Here is a 22,077-nt window from a genome sequence, read left to right as displayed (position 1 = left end):
TGCCGATGGCGGCTCTGCGCGAGCGGCTCGCGATCCCCGTCCTGGCGTTCGGCGGGATCCTCATGGCCGTCATGCAGACGGTGGTCGTCCCGCTGCTGCCCGACCTGCCCCGGCTGACGGGCGCCTCGCCGGGCGCGGTCTCCTGGATGGTGACGGCGACCCTTCTCGCCGGAGCCGTGCTGACTCCCGTCCTGGGCCGCGCCGGAGACATGTACGGCAAGCGGCGTGTGCTGCTCATGGCGCTCGGGATGATGACGCTCGGCTCGCTGATGTGCGCGCTCACCTCGGACATCCGCGTCCTGATCGTGGCGCGGGCGCTGCAGGGCGCGGCGGCCGCCGTGGTCCCGCTGTCGATCAGCATCCTGCGCGACGAACTGCCGCCGGAGCGTACGGGCTCCGCCGTCGCGCTGATGAGCTCCACCGTGGGCATCGGCGCCGCCCTCGGGCTCCCTCTCGCCGCGCTTCTGGTGCAGTACGCCGACTGGCACGTGATGTTCTGGGCGACGACCGGGCTCGGTGCCGTCGGGCTGACGCTGGCCTGGTGGGCGGTCCGCGAGTCGCCCGTCCGGGAGCCGGGCCGTTTCGACACGGTGGGCGCGCTGGGCCTGGCCGCCGGACTGGTGTGTCTGCTGCTCGCCGTGTCGCAGGGCGGTACCTGGGGCTGGACCAGCCCCACGATCCTCGGCCTGTTCGCCGCGTGCGCCGCCGTCCTCGCGCTGTGGTGGCGCCAGCAGCTGCGTACCGAACGCCCCCTCGTCGACCTGAGGCTGGCAGCCCGTCCGCGCGTCGCCCTGCCGCACATCGCCGCGCTCCTGACCGGCTTCGCCTTCTACGGCAACTCACTGGTGACCGCGCAGCTCGTGCAGGCGCCCACGGCCACCGGCTACGGTCTCGGCCTGTCCATCGTGGCGACCGGCCTGTGCCTGCTGCCCGGCGGGGTGACCATGCTGCTGCTCTCGCCCGTCTCGGCGCGCATCTCGGCATCCCGCGGTCCCCGGGTGACGCTGGCCCTCGGCACGGCGATCATCGCCTCCGGCTACGTCCTGCGGATCGTGGACAGCCGCGACCTCTGGATGATCATCCTGGGAGCCACGGTCTGCGCGACCGGCACCACCCTCGCCTACTCCGCCCTGCCCACCCTGATCCTGCGCGCGGTGCCGGCCGGGCAGACGGCGTCCGCCAACGGCGTCAACGTCCTGATGCGCACCATCGGGCAGGCCGTGTGCAGCGCCGCGGTGGCCGCCGTGCTGGTGCACCACACGAACCTCGTCGCGGGAGCCCCGGTGCCCACGCTGCGCGGCTATCTGCTGGCCTTCGCCATGGCGGGTACGGTCGCACTGGTGGCCTGTACGGCCGCCCTGTCGATACCCACCGACCCCGCCGACCCCGCCTCCCGCGAGACCCGGCGCACCGGCCGTCGTACCGGCGCACCCCGCGACGAGGCCCTCGAAGGAGCATGAGCACCGTGACCACCCCGCACTCCGGTCGCGCGGCGTCCCCGACCGTTCCGGAGCCCGGCGAGCCGCCGGCTTCCGCGGCACCGGACGGGGGAACAGCCCCCGCGCCCCGGCGCGACGCCGAGGCGAGCAGGGCGGCGATCCTGCGCGCGGCCCGCCATCTGCTGGCCCGGCACGCCCACGCGGACATCACCCTCAAGGCGGTGGCCGACCGGGCGGGAGTGAGTGCGCCGCTGATCCTCAAGTACTTCGGCAACAAGGACGCGCTGTTCGCCCGTGTCATGTCCTTCGAGTCCGACGCCGACGCGCTGCTGGACGCCCCGCTGGAGGCGCTCGGCCGGCACATGGTCCGGCACCTCCTCGAAGGCCAGACCCAGCGCGGCGCCGACCCCGTCCTGCGGATCGTCTTCGCCCCGCTCCAGGGGGAACAGGGCGACATACTGCGCGCCAACTTCCGCGCCCAGGTCAGCGAACGTCTCGCCGGGCGCCTGAGCGGGCCGGACGCGGGCCTGCGCGCGGAACTCGCCGTGAGCACCCTGCTCGGCCTCGGCGTGATGTACGGCATCGCCCGGGGCTCGCACCTGCGCGCCACCACGATCGACACCATCGTCGACCGCTACGCGCCGGCGGTGCAGGCGCAGCTCGCGCCCTGAGCGAGCCGGCCCCCGCGGGAACGGCCAGGAGGGTCAGTTCACCCCGTCGGGGCGGAACTGGACGCTGATCCGCGGTCCCGACGCCCGCGACGTCTTGGGGATCGCGTGCTCCCAGGTGCGCTGGCAGGAGCCGCCCATGACGATCAGGTCGCCGTGGCCCAGCGGGCGCCGCACGCTGTCCCCGCCGCGGCGGGGCCGCAGCACGAGATCCCGCGGGGCGCCCACGGACACGATGGCGACCATCGTGTCCTCCCGGGCGCCCCGGCCGATTCTGTCCCCGTGCCAGGCCACGCTGTCGCGGCCGTCCCGGTAGTAGCAGAGCCCGGCCGTCGTGAACGGTTCGCCCAGCTCGTCGGCGTAGTGCGCGGACAGCGCGTCCCGGGCCTCGGCCAGGACGGGATGCGGCAGCGGATCGTCGGAGCGGTAGTAGGCGAGCAGCCGGGGTACGTCCACCACCTGCTCGTACATCTGGCGCCGCTCGGCCCGCCACGGCACCTCGGCGGCGAGGCGGGCGAAGAGCTCGTCGGCCCCGCTCAGCCAGCCGGGCAGCAGGTCGATCCAGGCGCCGTCGCCCAGCGCGGTGCGGCGCATCCCGTTCAGCGGACCGGCACGGAGTTCGTCGGTCTGGTCGAAGAGTGAGCCCTGGAGGTGCATGGCCATGCGGCCAGCGTACCCCGGTAATCGAATATGTGTTCCATAGCGTGGGCGGGTGTCGTGGTCACCACGGGACCGGGCCCGCCGCGTCGAAGAAGCCGCCGGTCGGCCCGTCCCGGCCGATCCGTGCCATCCGCACGATGATCCCGGCCCCCTCCGCCACGGTCTGCGTCCCCGTGTTGCCGTTCAGATCCGTGGCGGTGTAGCCGGGCTCCACCGCGTTGATCCGGATGTCCGGGAACGCCTTCGCGTACTGCACGGTGATCATGTTGACGGCCGTCTTGGACGCCGGATAGGCGACGCCCGGGTAGGCGTGGGACGGGCTCGACGGGTCGCTGACCCGGGTCAGCGAGGCCAGGCCGCTGCTGAGGTTCACCACGACCGGGGCGGCGGACCGCCGGAGCAGGGGCAGGAAGGCGTGGGTGACGCGGACGACGCCGAAGGTGTTCGTCTCGAACAGCTCGCGCATCATCCCGGCGGTGACGTCCGCGGCACCGAACACGCTGTTCCCTTCGCCGCGCCCTTCGATACCCGCGTTGTTGATCAGGACGTCCAGGCCGCCCTCGGCCTCGATGGTCTTCGCCGCGGCGGCGACGGACGCGTCGTCGGTGACGTCGATGACGACCGCGCGCGCCCCGAGTTCCCGGGCGGCACGCCGGCCGCGCTCCTGGTCCCGGCTGCCCACGTAGACGGTGTGACCTGCCGCGACGAGCCGACGGGCGGTCTCGAAGCCGAGGCCCTTGTTCGCTCCGGTGATGAGTGTTGTGGTCATGCGTCCAGAGTCCGGCGGCGTGGTGCGGACAGCCAGGAGTCCGGTCTTCCTGGGACTGCCGGTACCAGGCAGGTCCGCGCGCGGAGGTGCACAGTTGGTGGCATGGCGAACACGGAGTTCGGGCGGACGGTGCGGCGCTGGCGCGACCGGGTCTCACCGGAGGCGGCCGGGCTGCCCGGTGGCGGGAACCGGCGCGCGGCCGGACTGCGGCGCGAGGAGCTGGCCCTGCTCGCCGGCATATCGGTGGACTACGTGACCCGCCTCGAACAGGGCCGGGCGGCCCACCCCTCGGAGCAGGTCGTCGAGGCCCTGGGCCGGGCGCTGCGGCTGTCCGGGGCCGAGCGCGCGCACCTCTTCCAGGTGGCCGGGCTGGTGCCGCCGGGCCGGGGCATGGTGCCCGCCCACATCACCCCGGGCGTTCACCGGCTGCTCGACCGGCTGAACGGGACGCCTGTGGCGGTGTACGACGCGGCGTGGACCCTGCTGCTGGCCAACCCGCTGTACGCGGCTCTGCTGGGTGATCCCTCGGGGTGGCGCGGCTATGAACGCAACGGCGTCTGGCGCAACTTCGTGGGACCCGGCAGCCGGGTGCGTCACACACCGCGGGAGCGGCGCGCCTTCGAGGCGACGCTCGCCGCCGACCTGCGCGCGACCGCGAGCCGGTATCCGACGGACCGGCGCCTGATGCAGCTGATCGACGACCTGTGCGCGAACAGTGTGCGGTTCGCGGAGCTGTGGGACTCGGGAACCGTCGGCCGCCACGAGGCGTCCCGCAAGATCATCGATCATCCCCAGGTCGGCGCCGTGACACTGGACTGCGACGTGCTCAGCGTCGCCGGCGGCGACCTGCGGATCATGGTCTACACGGCCGAGCCCGGCACGGAGGACGCCGAACGCCTCGCCCTCCTCGGCGTCCTCGGCACGCAGGCTCTGGTGGAGTGACGTCGGCTACGGACGCCGGTGGTCGGCCAGGACCTCGCGGATCACATGGGCGGCGTTGCCCGCCATCACCGGGTTCGTGGTGCGGTAGTACGGGAGTTGGATGAGGGCCATGGACAGGGCCCAGCCGCGGCCGCGTGCCCAGCCGGCGTCGTCGGCGCCCACGGCCTCCCGGAAGCCGGACCTCGCTCCGGCCGGCAGGAGGTTCCAGGCCGGGATGAAGTCGCAGGCCGGATCGCCGGTGCCGAGGGTCCCGAAGTCGAGGACGGCCGTGAGGCGGCCCCGGCGGGTCAGCAGGTTCATCGGCATCAGGTCCGAGTGGAGCCACAGGGGCGGGCCCGTCCACAACGGCGCCGCGAGCGATTCCTCCCAGACAGCTGTCGCGGCCCGTGTGTCGATCGCGCCGCGGAGTTCACCGATCGCCGATCGCGTCTCGGCGTCCACGGTGGCCAGCGGTACACCGCGGTAGGCGGTCGGCCCGCCGGGCAGGTCGATCCCGTGCAGGGCGGAGACGAAGGCGCCCACATCGGCGGCCAGCGCGTGCGCGTCGGGGAGGGCCTCGGGTGCCGGCAGGTCGCCGTCGAGCCAGCGCAGGACCGCCCAGTGCCACGGATAGCCCTCCGCCGGGGTGCCGAGACCGAGGATCTCGGGGACCGGGAACGGGAGCATCGGGGCGAGCCGCGGCAGCCACGTGTGCTCCCTGGTCACGTCGTCGGCCCCGGCCGGGATACGCGGGAGGCGGACGGCCATGTCGTCGCCGAGACGGTAGAGGGCGTTGACGGTCCCGGCCGACTCCACCCGTTTCAGGGGTAGTTCGGCCCACCGCGGGAACTGCTCGGCCAGCAGGCGTCGTACGAGCGAACCGTCGATCCGCGCCTCGTCGGCGTGCATCGGGCTTGCGGGCATGGGGTGCCTGCTTTCCGTGGGGAGAAGGTCGACTTCCGCCATCCTGCGTCCGGTTCAGGCCGCCCCGCAACGCGTTTCGGGCCGCCAGGCAACCTCGCGGAGGCGATCGTCGTCTTGATCGGCAACGGGCGGGTGGCGCGTCGACCTCCAAGCAGCAGGAATTCGCCGGCGGAAATCCGGTGCACTATACCTCTTGCGTATACATGCCGTGTATACGTCGAGCGTATAGCAGGGTCGTCCCACGTCAACGCCTCGAAGGAGCCAGACACAGCATCACCGCCGGGCGGGATCACATGCGCGCGGCCGGTGGCATACGGAAAGGCATTCATGTACGGCAAGGCCTTCGCCCCGGAGTACCAGGGCGCATTGACCACCCTGTCCGTGAACTCCTCGCTGACCGACGTCCTCGCGGCGGGCACCGAGCAACTGCGCGCCGCCGAGCGCACGGGCGCTCGGGCCGAAGCCGCCCGGTCGGGCCTCGCGGTCGCCGAGGCGCACCGCCGGCTCGGGCAGGTGGCGGACGCCGAGCGGGCGTGGAAGGCGAGTTACCGCACCGCCCGTGAGGCCGGTGACCCGGCCGCGATGGCGTGGGCGCTGTGGAGCGGTGGCACGCTGGCCCGCCAGCGCGGAGCCTTCCCGCTGGCATGGCGGCTGCTGCGGCTGGCCGCCGAACTCGGCGGACAGGCGGGGGATGTCGTGGTGCGCGGATACTCCCTGGCGGGCATGGCGGAGACCGGCCGTATCCAGGGCGACTACGCGGCCGTGACCGCTCTCCACGAGCAGTTGCTGGCCGAGGCCCGCAAGCGTGGCGAGGCCCGGCACACGGTGTGGGCCCTGGAGGGCATCGCCCAGATCCACCGCAACACCGGTGCGTACGAGAGCGCGTACGCCATGTTCGAGGAGGCGGCCGAGATCGCCGCCGGAGCCGAGGACCGGCGCGGCCACGCCTGGGCGCTGCGCGGTCTCGCGGACATCGTCTCCGTGCGCGACGGGGACGCGGACCGCGCGCTGGAGCTGCTGAGCGAGGCGGAGGTGACCTGCCGTGCGATGAAGCTGTCCGGCGCGCTCGCCTACAACCACAAGATGCGCGGCAACGTCCTCTACCGCGACGGGCGTTACGAGCAGGCCCGCGATGTCTACGCGCAGGCGCTGGCCGAGTTCGAGGCGATGAGCGAGCCCCGAGGCCGGGCCCTGTCCCGGCTCGGGCTGGTCAAGTCCCTCGCCCGTCTCGGCCGGGACCACGCCGAAACCGCCGCCGAGCTGGACGAGTTGACCGTGGAACTGGAGGGGATCGGGCTGCGGCACGCCCGGCAGATGGTCGAACGGGCGCGGACAGAGCTCGGGTTGACGCCGGGAACCGACGAGGCGGAGGCCGCGTGATGACCTCGACCGCCCTGCAGCGCTCGACGGCCTCGACCCTCCCGGCACCGCCCACCGCCGCGCGGATTCTGCGCCGATGCCGCGCACTCACCGCGCCCGCCCTGGCCGAGGCGGTCGACGGGCTGCACCCCTGGATCGCCGAGATGGCCGGATACGCGCTCGGCCGATGCGAGGTCGGCGGCGCTCCCGCCGACCACAGCCAGGGCAAGGGCGTGCGGCAGGCGCTGGCCGTCCTCGGGGCGGAGGCCGTCTCGGGTCCCTCGGAGGCGGGTGTGCCGGGGGCCGTCGCGGTGGAGCTCGTCCACACCTTCTCGCTGCTCCACGACGACATCATGGACGGGGACGCGCTGCGTCGCGGCCGCCCCGCCCTGTGGAAGGCGTACGGCACCGGTCCCGCCGTCCTCGCGGGCGACGCCCTGTTCGCGCTGGCCGTGGAGACCCTGGCTCTGACTCCCCATGCCGGTCTCGCCGTACGGCAGTTGACCACGGCCCTCGGTGACCTGGTCCGTGGCCAGGCCGACGATCTGCTGTTCGCCGACCGCCCCTGGACCGGGCCCGAGGCGGTGGGCGTGGGGGAGTACGAGACGATGGCCGAGCGCAAGACCGGTGCGCTGCTCGGGTGCGCGCTGGCACTCGGTGCCCGGCTGGCCGGAGCGCCGGCCGGGACCGTGACCGTGCTGGACCGCGCCGGACGCCATCTCGGCGTCGCCTTCCAGATCGCCGACGACGTGCTGGGCATCTGGGGTGATCCGTCGGTCACCGGCAAGCCGGTCCACGGGGACCTGCGGCAGGGGAAGAAGACCCTGCCGGTCCTCGCGGCCCTCGGCGCCCCCGGCGGCTCCGAACTCGCCGCGCTCCTGGGATCCTCCGCGCCGCTCGACCTCTCGGGCGTACGCCGCGCGGCGGTCCTCGTCGAGCGTGCCGGCGGTCGCACGGCGGCCGTGCGCGAGGCACGCCGCCATCTGGCCACCGCGGACACGCTCCTCGCGGGTCTGTCCCTCGCCCCGGCGCCCGCGGCGGACCTGCGCACGGTGCTGTCCGCCCTCGCCGACCGCACGATCTGACACATCCCGCCCCGCACCTCCGGACCCGACCGCTCCGGGCCGGGGCGGTGCGACATGGGTCACATACGCGCGGCAATCGGCCTCGCCAGGCAACCACCTCATTCCCCCTCACATCTGTCCGGTCGGCGCGCTGTTGGTCACTCATTGATCACCGAAAAGCAAACATTCGTAAAGAGAAGCCCCCAAAAGCAAGAAAAGGGATCTTTCTTCTTTACATGCACATGATGAATCGGTGAGGGTGGCGGCTCGGGGCCCGAAAGCCCCCACGGCGCCCAACAGCGCTGTGCCGTAAGGCGGTCGGCGATCCCGGCCGCCCTGTGCAAAGGAACTCAGTGCGTAGACCCCACATACGCCGCGTGGCGATCGCCGTCGCGGTGGCGACGGCCGCCACGCTCCCGGGCCCCGCCTTCGCGGCCGCCCCCGACGGGCCCGCCCGCACGGCGACTTCGGCCGCTTCGCCGGTGGCCGCCGCCAGGGCGGCGGCGTTCGCGCACGCCTCGGCCACCGGTGTCACCCAGGGCGACACCCTCCAGGCCAAGGACGTGATGACGGACCCGGACGGAAAGCAGCACGTCCGCTTCGTCCGCACCCACCAGGGCCTTCCGGTCCTCGGCGGCGACCTGGTCGTCCACCTCGGCGAGCGCGCGCAGTACCTCGGCGTGACCCGGGCCGCCGACCACGTGGTCGAACCGTCCACCGTCGAGGCGAAGTTGACGCCCCAGGAGGCGGAGCGGAAGGCCGCGGCCGCCGCGAAGGGCGACGCGGGCAGTGCCCGACTCGTCGTGGACGCCCGCGACGGCGCCGTCGCACTCGCCTACCAGGTGCTCGTCAAGGACAGCGACACCACGGAGGCCGGCGGCTCCCGCACGGTCGTCGTGGACGCGCGCAACGGCCGGATCCGCAGCAACACCCCGGACAGCGACGAGTTCATATCGCCGTCCCTGGCGGACACGCTGCGCGAGCGGGGCGAGCACGTGACCCCGCAGACCGGCACGGCGACCGGGTTCTCCGGCCTGACGGGCGCCTCCGCCGCCGGCCACTACCCGGCCACGGCCACAGGGAGCGGAGCCTCCCTCTTCGCCGGCAAGGTGGCGCTCACCACCACCAGGACCGCGCGGACCAGCTACGTCCTCAAGGACCCGAAGCGGTGGAACACCGAGACCCGGGACGCCAAGGGGCAGGAACTGGAGTCCTTCGCGCGGGGCAAGAAGTTCACCGACGGCGACAACAAGTGGGGCACCGGCACCACGTCCAGCCGGGCCACCGCGGCGGTCGACGCCCAGTACGGCATCACCAAGACCCTGGACTTCTACAAGAAGACCTTCGGCCGCAAGGGCATCAAGAACAACAGCGCCGGTGCCCGGGGAATGGTCCACTTCGGGAACAAGGTCGGCAACGCCTTCTGGGACTCGACGTGCGGCTGCATGCTGTACGGCGACGGCGACGGCCAGTGGTTCAAGAAGCCGTTGGTCGTCCTGGACGTCACCGGCCACGAGCTGACGCACGGCGTCGTCGACGCCACCGCGGCCCTCGAGCCCACCCGCGTGGACGAGGACGGCAACCAGTACGGCGAGCCGGGTGCCCTCAACGAGTCGCTCGCCGACATCTTCGGCTCGAACGTCGAGTTCTCGGCCAACAACCCGAAGAACCCGCCGAACTACCTGGTGGGCGAGAAGCTGGGCCTCGACCAGAAGTTCCTGCGCCGCCTCGACCACCCGTCCCTCGACCTGCTCGAGGAGGCGATCGACTACTGGTCGCCCGCCGCCTACGACACCGAGGTGCACGCAGGTTCCGGTGTGTCCTCGCACGCGTACTACCTGCTCGCCGAGGGCAGTGGCCGCAAGAGGGTCGGCAGCGTGACGTACGACTCGCCGACGTACGACGGTTCCCGGGTGACCGGGATCGGCCGGACCAAGGCCACCGCCATCTTCTACCGGGCGCTCACCCGCTACATGGTCTCCACGACCGACTTCCATGACGCGCGCAAGGCCACGCTGAAGGCCGCCGCCGACATGTACGGCGCGAGCAGCGCCGAGTACAAGGCGGTGGGCAAGGCCTGGGCCGCCGTCAACGTCACCGTCGCCAACACCCCCGCCGCGGGACGCTGACGGACGACACGAGGGTGTCCCGCCGAACGGCGGGGCACCCTCGGTCGTTTCCCGTCTCAGTGCTGCTGCGGCTTCTGCGGTGTCGCCTCACTGGGACGTACGACGACGTGGCCCTCGCCCTCCAGCTTCAGCTGAACGGCTTCGCCGGAGCCCCCGCGGATCATCGAGCCGAACGACTGCGAGCGGTGCAGCGAGGTGCGCAGGTGCGCCGTCCAGCCGACGACCGCGTCCGTGTCGACGAACACCGGATGCTGCTGCGAGACCGGAATGACCAGCGGGTTGCCCTCGCATATCAGTCCCAGGCTGCCGTGACCGGTGAAGACGCTGTTGAACAGGCCGCCGCCGCTGATGCCCGCACCCTTCACGGTCTTTATCTCGTACGACAACGTGGCGTCGAAGCACAGGATGTTGCGGCCGTTGACCGTGAACACGTCGCCGGGCTCGATGCCCACGATGAAGCAGTTCTGCGCCTCGTGCGCGAACCAGGCCTCGCCCTGCCCGCGGACGGTCATCAGCGGAAGTCCCTCGCCGGTCACCGCCCGCTTGAGCATGCCGCCCACGCCCTGGCCCTTGCGTTCGAACTGGAGATTGCCCCGGTAGGCGACCATCGCGCCCTGGCGCGCGAACATCTCGCCCTGGACGGCGTACTTGATGGATTTGGCGTTCTGGACGGTCATGCCCGGCGCGACCGCGGGCTGCACCATGTGGTCACTGGAAAAGAGATCACTCTTCATGCGGGCATCGTGTCGCGGAGGACGGGGCTCCGCCAGAGGCGTGGCGATCTTGGGACACGTGGTGACGGAGCAACGACATGCCGAAGGCCGGCCCGGGTCAACCGGACCGGCCCACAAGGGAGTTGTCAGGCGGCTGCGGACGCGCCGACGTGGCTGTGCAGCCGGTTCACGACCTCGGCGATCTGGGCGGCGACCTCGGCGTCGTCGACCGGGTGGGTCTCCGCGAAGCGGACCACGGAGCCGGGGACGGAGAGCTTGACGTCCTCGAGGACGGTGCCGCCGGCGATGCCCACGGCCTTGCGGGCCTCGTCCTGCGCCCAGACGCCGCCGAACTGGCCGTACGCGGTGCCGACCACGACGACCGGCTTGCCGGTGAAGGAGCCGGCGCCGAACGGACGGGACAGCCAGTCGATGGCGTTCTTCAGGACGGCCGGGATGGTGCCGTTGTACTCGGGCGAGAAGAGCAGGAAGGCGTCGGCCGTGCCGGCCGCCGCGCGGACCCGGGCAGCGGCGGCGGGGACGCTGCCCTCGACGTCGATGTCCTCGTTGTAGAAGGGGATCTCGGCCAGGCCCTCGAAGAGCTCGACCTCGGCACCCTCCGGGGCGAGCTTGACGGCCGCCTCGGCGAGCTGACGGTTGTGGGAACCGGCGCGCAGGCTGCCGACGAGCGCGAGGATGCGTACGGACATGGATATCTCCCGAAACTGGAAAACGCTGAACCGATGAAACACTGCCGCAACAAAACGGACCAAGGTCCGCTTAAAAGGTGTACCACCGAAGCGGACCGCAGTCCAGTTGTCCCCGGTTGACGTTACGCTGGGTTCATGTCCACCCCACTCCCGCCGTTTCCCAAGCGACAGGAATCGTCCGCCGAGCCCGTCCTCATGGAGCTCACCGCCCGTGACGACGCCCCGCTGCGCGCCGACGCCGCCCGCAACCGGGCGCGCCTGCTGGAGGCCGCCGCCCGGCTGGTCGAGGAGCAGGGAGTGGCCAGGCTCACGATGGAGGGCGTCGCCACCGCGGCGGCGGTGGGCAAGGGGACGGTCTTCCGGCGCTTCGGCGACCGCACGGGCCTGCTGATGGCCCTGCTCGACCACACCGAGCAGCTCTTCCAGACCGCTTTCATCGGCGGTCCGGCCCCGCTGGGCCCCGGCGCGGCACCGGTGGAGCGCCTGCACGCCTTCGGATGCCACGCCCTGCGCCAGACCTCCGAACAGCTCGACCTCTACCTCGCCGCCGAGCCCGAGGCCACCCGGCGCTTCACCTCCGCGCCGTACCGGGTCCGCTTCATGCACGTGTGCGTGCTGCTGCGCCAGACGGGCTCGGGCACGGCCACGGACATCGAGCTCGTCGCCCAGACCCTGATGGGATACCTGGAGCCGGCCCTGATCAGTCATCTGACCCGCCAGCGCGGCATGTCGCTGGAGAGGCTGGAGTCCGGCTGGCGCGACCTGGTGGACCGGAGCGTCGGCTCGCGCCTCGCCTAGCGCCGCCTCCCCGGGCGGGCGGACAATGCGGCCATGGGGCATCGCCTTGAGGACATGAGCGCACCCGCCCGGCTCGCCGGCCCGGACGAGGGCATCAGCGCCCAGGAGCTGGCTCTCGCCGCCCGGAACCACGGACTGCCGCTGGAAGCCCTGCGCTACGAGGTCACACCGCCGGGGCTGCACTATGTGCTCACGCACTACGACATCCCGTATACGGAAGAGGCCTCCTGGCAGCTCGTTCTCGGCGGGCGGGTACGGCGCCCGCTGCTGCTCGGGATCGACGACGTGAAGGCGTATCCCGCGGTCCGACAGCGGGTGACCATGGAGTGCGCGGGCAACGGGCGCGCCCTGCTGACACCCCGGCCGGTGAGCCAGCCGTGGCTGGTGGAGGCGGTCGGGACGGCCGAGTGGACGGGCGTGCCGCTGCGGGTGCTGCTCGCCGAGGCCGGGGTGGGACAGGACGCGGTGGACGTGGTGTTCACCGGAGCGGATCACGGGGTCGAGCGCGGGATCGAGCAGGACTACCAGCGAGCCCTTCCGCTGGAGGTGGCGCGGGGCGACGAGCCCGAGGTCCTGGTGGCCTACGCGATGAACGGTGCTCCGCTGCCGCCCCAGCACGGGCATCCGCTACGGCTCGTGGTGCCCGGCTGGTACGGCATGGCGCAGGTGAAGTGGCTGCGCGAGATCACGGTGACCGAGACGCCGTTCCGGGGATTCCAGCAGGCGGTGGCGTACCGGCTCCGGCAGGAGGCCGGCGACGAGGGCGAACCGGTCACCCGGATCGCCCCGCGCGCCCTGATGGTCCCGCCGGGCTTCCCCGACTTCATGTCGCGTTCGCGGGCGGTCCGGCCGGGCGCCGTCACCCTGGAGGGGCGGGCCTGGTCCGGGCGCGCGCCGGTGACCGGGGTCGAGGTCAGCACGGACGACGGGCGCTCCTGGTCTCCGGCGGAACTGGACCGCGACGACGGCCACCGCTGGGCCTGGCGTCCCTGGCGCTTCAGCTGGACGGCGACCTCGGGTCACCATGTGCTCAGCGCGCGCGCCACCGACGCCGAGGGGCACACGCAGCCCCTCGACCAGCCGTGGAACAGAGGCGGCTTCGTGAACAACCTCGTGCAGCGGGTCCCCGTGCTGTGCCTGGATCCCGACGACGGTGTGTGACGCCGGCGACCCGCGGATGACGCCCGCGAGCACCCGCTCGCGATGCCGACGAGGGCGTGTGGCGTGACGTGAGGGGAACGGGGGCGGCGGTTCCCGCCCGGGACGCCGCGCCCCCGCTCCCGTTCCCCCTCACGGAACGTCCGTCAGCTGAACGGATCCAGCGTGACGAACGCCGCCTGTGGATTGCCGTCGTGGACCAGGGACTCGTAGTTGCCGACGTCGTCGAACGCGAACGCGTAGGCCTTGCCGTCCGCCATCTGCGCGTGGATCTTGCGGGCGTACTGGTTGGTCACCGAGTCCACGTAGAAGTTCGCGGAGCTGGTGTCGGGCTGGTTGGGGTTGGTCAGAAGCGTGGAGCGGTTGAAGCCCGCGCACAGGGTGCGTGAAATCGGGCCGCGCACCAGGTCGTTGGGCGCGTCGAGCCGCTTGTAGCAGCCGAAGATGCTGTCCGAGTCGGGCTTCTGGAAGCTGGTGACGACCGCTCCGGAGCTGTTGGTGAAGTTCATGACGTTGCCCGAGACCCGGCCGAAGTACTTGGTGTTCGGCTGGTCGCCGAACGGTGTCACCGTCAGCGTCGACGAACTGTACTTCTGCCAGACGCGGTTGACGTAGTCGTCCATGACGGTGGCCGGCAGCGCGCCCGCCTCGATGCCGTGCCCAGGAGCGAGCGCCCGCAGAACGGTGCCGTCGGACCGGGTCTGGATCAGGTTGGCCCAGCCGCCCGGCTGACCGCGCAGCGCGTTGAAGAAGCCGTTGTAGCCACCGGGCTTGAGGTGGCCGGTGTTCTTCGTGGTCCCGTCGGGGAGCTTGACTCCCACGGCGTACGGGGCCGAGAACATGTCGACCTGGGTGCTGTTGATCCACAGGCCGGAGTCATTGAGCGTGTACTCGGACCAGTTGAAGAGGATGTTGCGGTTCGGGTCGCTCGGATTCTGCACGGCCGGCTGCACGAGACCGCCGGTCGTCAGCCGGAAGTCGAGCTTCTGCCCGAACGAGAAGTAGACCCTGCCGGAGAACTTGGGGAGCCGGATCGTCTTCGACTGGCCGTTGGCAGGTCCCGCGATCGACGCGTCGGGCGCGGGAGTCGGCGGGTTGCCGCCGGCGGGCCACGCGTGGAAGGTGCCGTTCGCGTCGGCCCAGCCCTGCTGTCCCGTCGAGAGCTGTGTGCCGAGGTCGTAGATGTATACCGGCTCACTGCGGCCTGAGTTGTTGGTGAAGGTGAGCGGGATGGTCGTCGGTACCGCCGCCTCGGCGCGGGAAGGCGCGCCGAAGGTGAGCAATGCGGCCGTGAGCGTGGCCGAGGCCAGCGCCCAAGCGGGCCATCTGGTTGTTACGCGCACTCTCTGCCTCCTTGATGTGGGGGTTCAGCGAGGTGGAGTCCCGCGGACGCGGCTCGTCCGCTTCCTTTTGAGAGCGCTCTCAGAATTGCGCCAGGTTACGTACATGTCAACGATTCACACAAAGTTGGTCCGGTCCAACTTGCTTGTGCACGGGGCGGGTTCGGGTTGAGCTCGTGATCATCACGTACGCGACCGTCCTGGTTCCCGGCGAGCGGCTGGGGTACTGACCGGCGCGGCCATGACCCTGTCCTGGGGAGTCATGCCCTTGGCCTGCCTCGGGGCCGGCTACCTGCTCACCAGGCTCGGGCCGGTCGGCTCCGTGTGGGTGCTCGCCGCGGTGGCACTCACCACGGCGGTCGCCGCCACCGCCAGCCCGTCCGCGCGCAACGCCCCTCCGTTGCCCGCGTCAGGCGACCGGGCCTGCCCCCACTGGCAGCCGCTCCTCGGCCTGGCACGCCTCGGGGGCGGTTCGACCGCATGCGTCGACAACAGCCCTTTTCCGTGGCGGGGGTTGACCGTGCGACCCCGTCGCTGGTTCAGTGGCTCATCCACTCAGCCACTTGCCCGGAGGGGGAAACGTGGAGGCTCTGCCCCGCGAGACCATCGTGGACGTCCTGGAGGACAGGCTGCGGACGGACATACTCGACGGCCGCCATCCGGCGGGGAGTTACCTTCCCCCGGAGCGACGGCTCGCCGACGGGTACGGCGTCACACGCACCACGCTCAAGCACGCCTTCGGGCGGCTCGTCCAGGCCGGACTGCTGGAGACCCGGCACGGGGTGGGGACCCGTGTGCGGGACTACGCCCGGCTCGGCGGGGCGGATCTCCTGCCCATGCTCGTGCGGCACGACGCCACCTGGGTCCGCGAGGTCTTCGAAGTGCGGCGCGGAGTGGGCGCGTTGATCGCCGAGCGGGCCGCCGCCCGCGGCACCCGCGCACAGCGGGCCGAGCTGAGCGCACTGCTCGCGGCCGTGCGGCGGGCCGAGGGCGTCGACGCGGTGCAGCTCGCCGACGTGGAGGTGCACCGCGCACTGGCCCGGGCCACCGGCAACCGCGTCTACGTCCTGCTCACGAACACGCTCTTCAACGCCTACCTGCCGGTCCGCTCCCTGTTGAAGGGACCCTTCACCGACCCGGAGACCGCCTACGAACGCCTCCTGCCCGTGGTCGACGCGGTCAGCGCCGGGGACGCGCGGCAGGCGCACGCGGCGGCCGACACCTATCTGCGGGTCACCGAGGCCATCATGCTGGAGGGCCTCGCATGAGGGGCACCGTGTTCACGGAGACGATGCTCGGCACGGTCCGCCTCGACGGCGAGCCGGGGGTGCGGCGCATCCGGCTCGACCTGCGCGCCACCGCCGACCGGGTACTGCTCCCGCATCGGACGACCCAGGCACGCCTCACCGGCCGGGCCCGGATCGCCGGACGTGCCGACGACCCCAGCGCCGAGGGCGAGTTGGAAGTGTCGCCGATCGCCCGGCGGCGCATCCGCTATCGCCTCACGTTCACCGCCGACGGGCGCCGCCTCACCCTGGACGGCTGGAAGTCGGTGACCCCGCGCCGCCCGGTCGCGTCGATGACGGTGCTGCCGTTCACCCTGTACGAGGACGACGCACGGGTGGGCGAGGGTGTCCTGCGCTTCCCGGTGGCCACCGGCCTCCTGCCCTTCCTGCTCGGCTTCCGCTTCCCGCGCCGCGAGGACCCCGCGGAACACATGGTCCCGCGATGGAACGGCGCCCCGGGCCGAACCGAGGTCTGGTACACCACCCTCACCGACCCGGCGAGCGGCACCGGAGTCTGGCTGCACCACGAACTCGTGGCGCCCACCGACGGATCCGAGCCGTTCGCCCATGGATGGGCCGCGGTGTTCCCCCGCGAGGGCGAGGTGCGGCACACCCGCTTCGGACCCGTCCCCTGGACCCGGCCGACCGACGGATTCTCCACCGAGGGCGTGACCTGCACCGCCGGACAACTGACGGGCAGTGCGGGAGACTTCCGCTGGAAGCTCACCGAACGCCCGCAGGGCCCGCCGCTGTTCACCTTCCCCCGATGGTCGTGGCGCCGCCCCCTGCTGCCCGCCGCCCAGATGCTCCCGGCCGCCCGAGCCACGTACGACGGTGAATTCTCGTACGGGGAGACGACCTTGAACCTTCGCGGCGCGGCCGGCGCCTCCGCCCGGATCTACGGGCACGGCAACGCGCACCGGTGGACCTGGCTGCACGCGGACCTGGGCGACGGCGACGTCCTGGAGATCGTCGCGGCCGTGTCCACCCGGCCGGCCCTGCGGCGGCTGCCCCCGCTCGTCTTCCTGCGCCTGCGTCGCGACGGCCGCACGTGGCCGCGGCGAGCGGAGCGCTCGGCGATCGGCCGGCTGGGACTCGGACGCTTCCGGGCCGCCATCGGCCTGCCCACGTGGACGGTCACCGGCCGCACGGCGCTGCGCCGCATCCGCGTCGAGGTCGACCAGCCCGAGGACCGGACCCTCACCCTCGAGTACCGCGACCCGGACGGCGCCCGCGCGGTGTGCCGCAACAGCGAGTCCGCCGACGCCCGTGTCGTCCTGGAACGCTGGTGGGGACACTGGCGCCCGGAGGCCACCTGGGTGCTGGACGGCACCGCGCACGCCGAGGCGGGCGAACGATGACCGCCGAGGGGTTCGTCGCAGCGCTGCTCGCCGACCAGGGCGACACCGAGTGGTCCGCCCGTGTGCCGCACCGCCTCGACTCGGTGCTCGCCGCACTGCCCCGGGCCGCCCGCGCCGGAGTGCACACCGCCGTCGCCGCGCTGGAGACGTACACCGTCCTGCGCACCGGCAGACGCCTGGCGGCCCTCGGCCCCGACGAACGCGAGGACGTGATCGGCTCCCTGGCCGCGCGACCCCGGCTCGGCCCGTTGCTGGACCTTCTCAAGGTCCCCGTGCTCCTGGCCGCGGGAACCGAACGCATGCCGGCCCCGGCCCCGCCCGCTCCCGCGACGGCGCCGGCGGATCCGCCCCTCGACTGCACTGCGGCCGAGGAGTGGCCCGCCCGCAGCACCGCCGACGTGGTCGTCGTCGGATCGGGAGCGGGCGGCGCGATGGCAGCACGGACCTTCGCACTGGCCGGACTGAGCGTGGTCGTCCTGGAGGAGGGCCGGCACCACTCGACGGCATCCTTCGGACGCCGGGCACCCCTCGACCGGTTCGCCGAGCTCTATCGCGACGGCGGCGCCACGGTGGCCGTCGGAAATCCACCGGTCCTGCTGCCGGTCGGCCGTGCCGTCGGAGGCACCACCGTGGTCAACTCCGGTACCTGTTACCGGACTCCGGACCATGTCCGGCGGCGCTGGAGCAGCGACTTCGGGTTCGGGCTCGCCGAGGGACTCGGGCCCCTGCTCGACGAGGTCGAGCGGACCCTCCAGGTGGCGACCCAGCCCCTCGACGTCCTCGGCAACAACGGGCTGCTCACTCTCATCGGCGCCGAACGGCTCGGCTGGCGGGCCGCCCCGCTGCGCCGCAACGCGCCCGGCTGCAAGGGGTCGTGCCAGTGCGTGGTGGGCTGTCCCACCGGCGCCAAACAGAGCGTGCAGCTGTCCGTCCTGCCCGACGCCTGTGCCGCGGGCGCCCGGATCGTCACCGGTGCCCGGGTCCGCCGCATCCTGCTGGACCAGGACGTGCCGGGCCCGCCCCGCGCCGCCGGGGTCCTGGCGCGCCGCCCCGACGGCAGCGAGCTGGAGATCCTCAGCCCCCTCGTCGTGACAGCGGCCGGATCCCTCCAGACACCACCCCTGCTGCGCCGCTCGGGCCTCGGCGGACATCCCCGCCTCGGCCGCAATCTCAGCGTGCACGCGGCCACCAGCGTCGCCGGCCGCTTCGCCGAGCCGGTGACGGCCTCGCGCGGCGTGCTGCAGAGCGTCGGCGTCGAGGAACTGCACGCGCGCGGGGTCCTCGTCGAGGCGACCGCGAGCCCGCCCGGCATGGGCAGCTTCGTCCTCCCGGGACTCGGCCGGGAACTGCGGCGCGAACTGGAGGGCGCCGACCACCTGGCGACCCTCGGTGCCATGATCGCCGACCGTCCCTCCGGACAGGTCCGGGGCCGGGACGGGACCCTCGTCCGCTACGACCTCGACCCCCGCGACGGCGACCGCCTGATGACCGCCGTGCGCGCCATGGGCCGCCTGCTCTTCGCGGCCGGGGCGGAGGAGGTCCTCACCGGAGTCCCGACCGCGCCCCGCGCCAGGTCGCTCGACGCGCTCGACGAACTGCTCGCCTCGGTGCGCGCCCGCGATCTGCACCTGTCGGCCTTCCACCCCACCGGCACGGTGGCCGCGGGCGCCGATCCGCAGCGGGCGCCCGCCGATCCCGAGGGCAGGCTCCGAGGGGTCCACGGAGTCCTCGTGGCGGACGGCTCCGTCCTGCCGAGCTGCCCGGAGGTCAACCCGCAGCTGAGCATCATGGCGGCGGCCCTGGCGATCTCGGAGGCGTGGCTCGACGGAGCACGGCACGGGCGCTGAGCCGCCGCGCACCAACCCCGACGGAGCACGGCACCGGCGCTGAGCCACCGCGCACCACCCCAATGGACCTCCGTGGTTCGCCGTCGCCGGGAGTGGCCCGGAACATGAGGGAGTCCGTACGGCAGGAAGTGGACGAGCACCCGTGCCCCGTACGGGAGAAAGAGGCGAGCCCCCATGAGCAGACGCGTCTCCCAGGGCCGAAACGGACCACGGCGCATTGCCGCCCTGCTGTCCGCGATCGCGTGCGGCTCCGTTCTCGTCTCGTGCAGCTCGGACAGCGGTGACAGCGGTTCGGGATCCGTCAGCCCGCGGCCCACCCCGCCGAACGCGTCGAACTTCACGGGTACGCCGCCGTCCGCCATCGCCTCGGCCGCCTCCTCGATCATCGAGTCGGCGACCGGGCGGGCGTCATCGGCGGCGGCCTCCGTCTCCGCCAGAGCCTCGGAGTTCGCCGCGTCGGTCTCCGCCGACACCGCCCGCGCCGCCGCCACCGCGGAGAAGCAGCTGAAGGACGTCAAGGGAAGCGGCAACGCGACGTCGGACGTCAGCATGACCGGCCTGCCCACGGCGGAGACCGGCGGGCTGCGCGCCGTGGTCGTCACCATCACCAACAACACCGACAAAACGGCTTCGTACGCCGTGCAGGTCGACTTCAAGAACCCCGACGGCAAGGTCGTGGAGACGGCCTTCGTCGGCAAGGAGAACCTCGAACCGGGCAAGAAGGCGCAGCCGGTCGTGATCAGCAGGCAGCCCGCGGAGCCTCAGCTCACCCCCGTACTGGCCAAGGCCCAGCGCTACTGAACGCGAGAAAACGCGGGCGACGGCCGGTGCCGTCGCCCCCTGGGGAGTCCGGCCTCGTGTCGAGAGCGGGCTCCCCGGGGACGGGTCCCTCGAAGAGGGCTCCCGGGAACGGTCAGGGATACGAGACCACCGTGGACGGCACGGTGGAGGTGCCCGAGGTGGGGGCGCCCGTGTCGTTGATGACGCGCTCGTACTGTCCGTTGCCGCCCAGCGATACGACCAGCAGATCGTGGAACTTCACGCCCGGCCTGTTCGGCGCCGCGAAGCCGTGGTGCTGGACGATCGTCGGGGCGACGTTGTAGTAGCAGTAGCTGCCCAGGCCCCAACCCTCGTGGGTGGTCACGGAGTCGGCGACCTTGTAGGCCGCGTACCCCTTGATGCTCCCGTTCTGGATGGCGGCCTGGTTCGGCGCGTCGTACGCCTTCTCGTTCTGGAAGAAGATGGTGCGGCCCCGCTGGCCGTACCACTGCACGTCGTACTTGTTGAAGTGCTCGACGAAGAGCCCCGTGGCCAGGACGTCGTCGCCGTTGACGCGGATGCCGTAGTCCGCCCGGTTGGTCTCCCAGCCGACGCCGGTGCCGTGGTCGGCCCGCCACACCCAGGTGTGGTCGATGATCGTGTGACGGCTGTTGATGACCATGCTGGTCGTCGCCTTGCCCGCGCCGGCCCCGCCGATGCGCACGAACACGTCCTGCACGGTGGTCGGGTTGGCCGAGTGGTCCGCGGACGCGCCCGCCGGGCCGACCTCCAGGAGCGTGCTGGAGTTGACGGGCCCGGCGTCGATCAGGAAGCCGGCGAGCCGGACTCCGTCGACGTCGGCCGTTCGCAGCGCGGTGACGCCGTTGTCCGGGATCAGCGTGGCGTAGCCGAGCCCGAGGACGACGGTGCCCGCGCGGTTCACCTGGATCGGCTGGTCGAGGTGGTAGATCCCCGGTGTCAGCAGCAGGTGGAGCCCCTGCGTGAGCGCGGCGTTCAGGGTGGCGGCGGTGACTCCGGGCTTGGCCACGTAGAACTGGCTGAGCGGCAGCGACGAGCCGCGCGGGGTTCCGCTGCCCCAGCTCGTGCCGCGCGCGTTCGTGCGCTTCTCCGGCAGGAACACCCGGTACTCGCTGCCGTTGAGATACAGGAACGGCTTCTCGCGGGACACCGGTGTGGTGTCGAGCGTGGTGTACGGCGGGTTCGGGAAGGACTGCGCGGGTGCGCCCTGGACACCTGAGAACACCATGTTCCAGACGGCGTTGACCCAGCCGCCCACCGAGCTGTCGCGGGTGTACCACTGCTGCTGCGAGTACGGTCCGACCGACCCGTCGATCCGGCTGTCGGCGATGTAGCCGCCGCTTGCCCAGCCGTAGCCGTCGGGGGCGAGGTTGAGGCCGCCCTTGATGTGCATACGACGGAACGGGGCGGCCTGGGCGACCGCCCACCGGTTGGTGCCGTTGACCGGGCTGAGGGCGAGGTTCTCCGCCGAACGCCAGAAGTTCTGGGTGGCGTTGCCGTTGAACCAGCCGGCGTCGACGGTCACGTCACCGTTGATCGTCGTGTCGTCCGGTGACAGGCCGAGGCCCGCGATCGAGGTGTAGAAGCCGAGCTGGGCGTTGAGTCCGTTGTACGTGCCCGGCTTGAACAGCAGCGCGTAGCGGCCCGTGCCGAACTGAGCCGACTCCTGCTGCCGGAAGATCTGGTCCAGCCTGGCCTGGATGCCCGGCGTCGAGGGGTCGAAGACGATGACGTTCGGGCCGAGATCGCCGCCGCCGGGGAGGGCCGACGGCTGCTGGGCGGGTACGGCGGGGGAGGCGGACGCCGGTGCGGACAGTGCGAGGAGACCGGGCGCGGCCGCGCCTGCGGCCATCGCTCCGAGGACGGTGCGCCGTGCGACGGGGGAACGGCCGGAGTCCGGGGCGTCTGTGGGGGTTGCAGGCATGGGGGGCGACTCTCCTGGTTCAGGAAGTGAACGATGGGAGGTATGGGGGAGCGCTCTCTTGCCGATGCATGCTTCATCCAGGTGAACGACGCGTCAAGAGTTGTGACCGGAGTCCCGGATGTTGTTGCGCAGTGAACGGGCAACTCGACGTGGAATTGCGGCAGTTCATGGCGCCATAGACCCACATGGGGATGGGTGGGGGTCGCGAT

At 72.0% G+C, this 22,077-nt stretch carries 19 protein-coding genes; 12 read left to right on the top strand and 7 right to left on the bottom strand.

Features of this window, described 5'->3' with window-relative positions:
- The first annotated feature begins 5 nt into the window (after window positions 1-5).
- Window positions 6-1,460 carry an MFS transporter gene (locus OG788_RS05230; protein ID WP_406369302.1) on the top strand — a complete coding sequence of 485 codons (1,455 nt, stop codon included), beginning with the start codon at window positions 6-8 and terminating at the stop codon, window positions 1,458-1,460.
- Window positions 1,457-2,110, top strand: coding sequence for a TetR family transcriptional regulator (locus OG788_RS05225; RefSeq protein ID WP_406369301.1), 654 nt, complete (start codon window positions 1,457-1,459; stop codon window positions 2,108-2,110). Before OG788_RS05230 ends, OG788_RS05225 begins: the two co-directional genes overlap by 4 nt.
- Before the next feature lie 33 nt (window positions 2,111-2,143).
- Here the strand turns inward: OG788_RS05225 and OG788_RS05220 are convergent, their stop codons facing one another.
- Together OG788_RS05220 and OG788_RS05215 are read right to left on the bottom strand one after the other, a co-directional pair.
- Window positions 2,144-2,770, bottom strand: coding sequence for an alpha-ketoglutarate-dependent dioxygenase AlkB (locus OG788_RS05220; RefSeq protein ID WP_406369300.1), 627 nt, complete (start codon window positions 2,768-2,770; stop codon window positions 2,144-2,146).
- A gap of 58 nt (window positions 2,771-2,828) precedes the next feature.
- The gene (locus tag OG788_RS05215; protein WP_406369299.1) at window positions 2,829-3,536 is read right to left on the bottom strand and encodes an SDR family NAD(P)-dependent oxidoreductase; all 708 of its coding nucleotides are present in this window, start codon (window positions 3,534-3,536) and stop codon (window positions 2,829-2,831) included.
- 102 nt (window positions 3,537-3,638) lie between these two features.
- On the opposite strand from OG788_RS05215, the gene OG788_RS05210 reads away from it, so the two are divergent.
- Window positions 3,639-4,478: a helix-turn-helix transcriptional regulator gene (locus OG788_RS05210; protein ID WP_406369298.1), complete on the top strand. Its 840-nt coding sequence runs from the start codon at window positions 3,639-3,641 to the stop codon at window positions 4,476-4,478.
- Window positions 4,479-4,484: 6 nt separating this feature from the next.
- On the opposite strand, the gene OG788_RS05205 is transcribed toward OG788_RS05210, so the two are convergent.
- Window positions 4,485-5,381 carry an aminoglycoside phosphotransferase family protein gene (locus OG788_RS05205; RefSeq protein ID WP_406369297.1) on the bottom strand — a complete coding sequence of 299 codons (897 nt, stop codon included), beginning with the start codon at window positions 5,379-5,381 and terminating at the stop codon, window positions 4,485-4,487.
- Window positions 5,382-5,708: 327 nt separating this feature from the next.
- On the opposite strand from OG788_RS05205, the gene OG788_RS05200 reads away from it, so the two are divergent.
- The 3 genes from OG788_RS05200 to OG788_RS05190 all read left to right on the top strand — a co-directional run bounded on the left by OG788_RS05200 (window position 5,709) and on the right by OG788_RS05190 (window position 9,933).
- The gene (locus tag OG788_RS05200) at window positions 5,709-6,761 is read left to right on the top strand and encodes a tetratricopeptide repeat protein (RefSeq protein WP_406369296.1); all 1,053 of its coding nucleotides are present in this window, start codon (window positions 5,709-5,711) and stop codon (window positions 6,759-6,761) included.
- A complete protein-coding gene (locus OG788_RS05195; RefSeq protein ID WP_406369295.1) occupies window positions 6,761-7,825 on the top strand; it encodes a polyprenyl synthetase family protein in 1,065 nt (354 codons plus the stop codon). The genes OG788_RS05200 and OG788_RS05195 overlap by 1 nt, the downstream gene beginning before the upstream one ends.
- 332 nt (window positions 7,826-8,157) lie before the next feature.
- On the top strand, window positions 8,158-9,933 hold the full coding sequence (locus OG788_RS05190; RefSeq protein WP_406369294.1) for a M4 family metallopeptidase: 1,776 nt from the start codon (window positions 8,158-8,160) through the stop codon (window positions 9,931-9,933).
- A gap of 56 nt (window positions 9,934-9,989) precedes the next feature.
- Here OG788_RS05190 and OG788_RS05185 read toward each other — a convergent pair whose 3' ends face one another.
- Both OG788_RS05185 and OG788_RS05180 read right to left on the bottom strand, forming a co-directional pair.
- The gene (locus tag OG788_RS05185) at window positions 9,990-10,667 is read right to left on the bottom strand and encodes an AIM24 family protein (protein WP_351546420.1); all 678 of its coding nucleotides are present in this window, start codon (window positions 10,665-10,667) and stop codon (window positions 9,990-9,992) included.
- Window positions 10,668-10,792: 125 nt separating this feature from the next.
- Entirely contained in the window at window positions 10,793-11,356 is a 564-nt protein-coding gene (locus OG788_RS05180) for an NAD(P)H-dependent oxidoreductase (protein ID WP_406369293.1), read from the bottom strand.
- Window positions 11,357-11,491: 135 nt separating this feature from the next.
- Between OG788_RS05180 and OG788_RS05175 the strand changes: the two genes are divergently transcribed.
- Window positions 11,492-12,154, top strand: coding sequence for a helix-turn-helix domain-containing protein (locus OG788_RS05175; RefSeq protein ID WP_351546414.1), 663 nt, complete (start codon window positions 11,492-11,494; stop codon window positions 12,152-12,154).
- Window positions 12,155-12,187: 33 nt separating this feature from the next.
- Entirely contained in the window at window positions 12,188-13,315 is a 1,128-nt protein-coding gene (locus OG788_RS05170) for a sulfite oxidase (RefSeq protein WP_406369292.1), read from the top strand.
- Window positions 13,316-13,458: 143 nt separating this feature from the next.
- On the opposite strand, the gene OG788_RS05165 is transcribed toward OG788_RS05170, so the two are convergent.
- Window positions 13,459-14,655: a glycoside hydrolase family 64 protein gene (locus OG788_RS05165; RefSeq protein WP_406369291.1), complete on the bottom strand. Its 1,197-nt coding sequence runs from the start codon at window positions 14,653-14,655 to the stop codon at window positions 13,459-13,461.
- Between the two features lie 578 nt (window positions 14,656-15,233).
- Between OG788_RS05165 and OG788_RS05160 the strand changes: the two genes are divergently transcribed.
- The 4 genes from OG788_RS05160 (at window position 15,234) to OG788_RS05145 (ending at window position 19,947) form a co-directional block, all read left to right on the top strand.
- A complete protein-coding gene (locus OG788_RS05160; RefSeq protein WP_406369290.1) occupies window positions 15,234-15,920 on the top strand; it encodes a FadR/GntR family transcriptional regulator in 687 nt (228 codons plus the stop codon).
- Complete coding sequence (locus OG788_RS05155; protein ID WP_406369289.1) at window positions 15,917-17,299, top strand: hypothetical protein; 1,383 nt, start codon at window positions 15,917-15,919, stop codon at window positions 17,297-17,299. Before OG788_RS05160 ends, OG788_RS05155 begins: the two co-directional genes overlap by 4 nt.
- Window positions 17,296-19,146, top strand: a complete 1,851-nt coding sequence (locus OG788_RS05150) for a GMC family oxidoreductase N-terminal domain-containing protein (RefSeq protein WP_406369288.1) — start codon at window positions 17,296-17,298, stop codon at window positions 19,144-19,146. Before OG788_RS05155 ends, OG788_RS05150 begins: the two co-directional genes overlap by 4 nt.
- Window positions 19,147-19,320: 174 nt before the next feature.
- Complete coding sequence (locus OG788_RS05145; protein WP_406369287.1) at window positions 19,321-19,947, top strand: hypothetical protein; 627 nt, start codon at window positions 19,321-19,323, stop codon at window positions 19,945-19,947.
- A gap of 112 nt (window positions 19,948-20,059) precedes the next feature.
- Here OG788_RS05145 and OG788_RS05140 read toward each other — a convergent pair whose 3' ends face one another.
- Window positions 20,060-21,868, bottom strand: a complete 1,809-nt coding sequence (locus OG788_RS05140; RefSeq protein WP_406369286.1) for a coagulation factor 5/8 type domain-containing protein — start codon at window positions 21,866-21,868, stop codon at window positions 20,060-20,062.
- Window positions 21,869-22,077: the final 209 nt, after the last annotated feature.

The organism is Streptomyces sp. NBC_00647, from assembly GCF_045207245.1.
In the GTDB taxonomy this organism is placed as follows: Bacteria; Actinomycetota; Actinomycetes; order Streptomycetales; family Streptomycetaceae; genus Streptomyces.
The sequence above is the reverse complement of the archived record's forward strand: the minus strand, read 5'-3'. Positions and strand labels throughout refer to the sequence as shown.

Coding starts and splice junctions, on each gene's coding strand:
- OG788_RS05195 (WP_406369295.1), top strand. CDS start 6,761: ATGACCTCGACCGCCCTGCAGCGCTCGACGGCCTCGACCCTCCCGGCA.
- OG788_RS05180 (WP_406369293.1), bottom strand. CDS start 11,356: ATGTCCGTACGCATCCTCGCGCTCGTCGGCAGCCTGCGCGCCGGTTCC.
- OG788_RS05150 (WP_406369288.1), top strand. CDS start 17,296: ATGACCGCCGAGGGGTTCGTCGCAGCGCTGCTCGCCGACCAGGGCGAC.
- OG788_RS05200 (WP_406369296.1), top strand. CDS start 5,709: ATGTACGGCAAGGCCTTCGCCCCGGAGTACCAGGGCGCATTGACCACC.
- OG788_RS05220 (WP_406369300.1), bottom strand. CDS start 2,770: ATGGCCATGCACCTCCAGGGCTCACTCTTCGACCAGACCGACGAACTC.
- OG788_RS05230 (WP_406369302.1), top strand. CDS start 6: ATGGCGGCTCTGCGCGAGCGGCTCGCGATCCCCGTCCTGGCGTTCGGC.
- OG788_RS05155 (WP_406369289.1), top strand. CDS start 15,917: ATGAGGGGCACCGTGTTCACGGAGACGATGCTCGGCACGGTCCGCCTC.
- OG788_RS05225 (WP_406369301.1), top strand. CDS start 1,457: ATGAGCACCGTGACCACCCCGCACTCCGGTCGCGCGGCGTCCCCGACC.
- OG788_RS05215 (WP_406369299.1), bottom strand. CDS start 3,536: ATGACCACAACACTCATCACCGGAGCGAACAAGGGCCTCGGCTTCGAG.
- OG788_RS05210 (WP_406369298.1), top strand. CDS start 3,639: ATGGCGAACACGGAGTTCGGGCGGACGGTGCGGCGCTGGCGCGACCGG.
- OG788_RS05145 (WP_406369287.1), top strand. CDS start 19,321: ATGAGCAGACGCGTCTCCCAGGGCCGAAACGGACCACGGCGCATTGCC.
- OG788_RS05175 (WP_351546414.1), top strand. CDS start 11,492: ATGTCCACCCCACTCCCGCCGTTTCCCAAGCGACAGGAATCGTCCGCC.
- OG788_RS05205 (WP_406369297.1), bottom strand. CDS start 5,381: ATGCCCGCAAGCCCGATGCACGCCGACGAGGCGCGGATCGACGGTTCG.
- OG788_RS05170 (WP_406369292.1), top strand. CDS start 12,188: ATGGGGCATCGCCTTGAGGACATGAGCGCACCCGCCCGGCTCGCCGGC.
- OG788_RS05140 (WP_406369286.1), bottom strand. CDS start 21,868: ATGCCTGCAACCCCCACAGACGCCCCGGACTCCGGCCGTTCCCCCGTC.
- OG788_RS05185 (WP_351546420.1), bottom strand. CDS start 10,667: ATGAAGAGTGATCTCTTTTCCAGTGACCACATGGTGCAGCCCGCGGTC.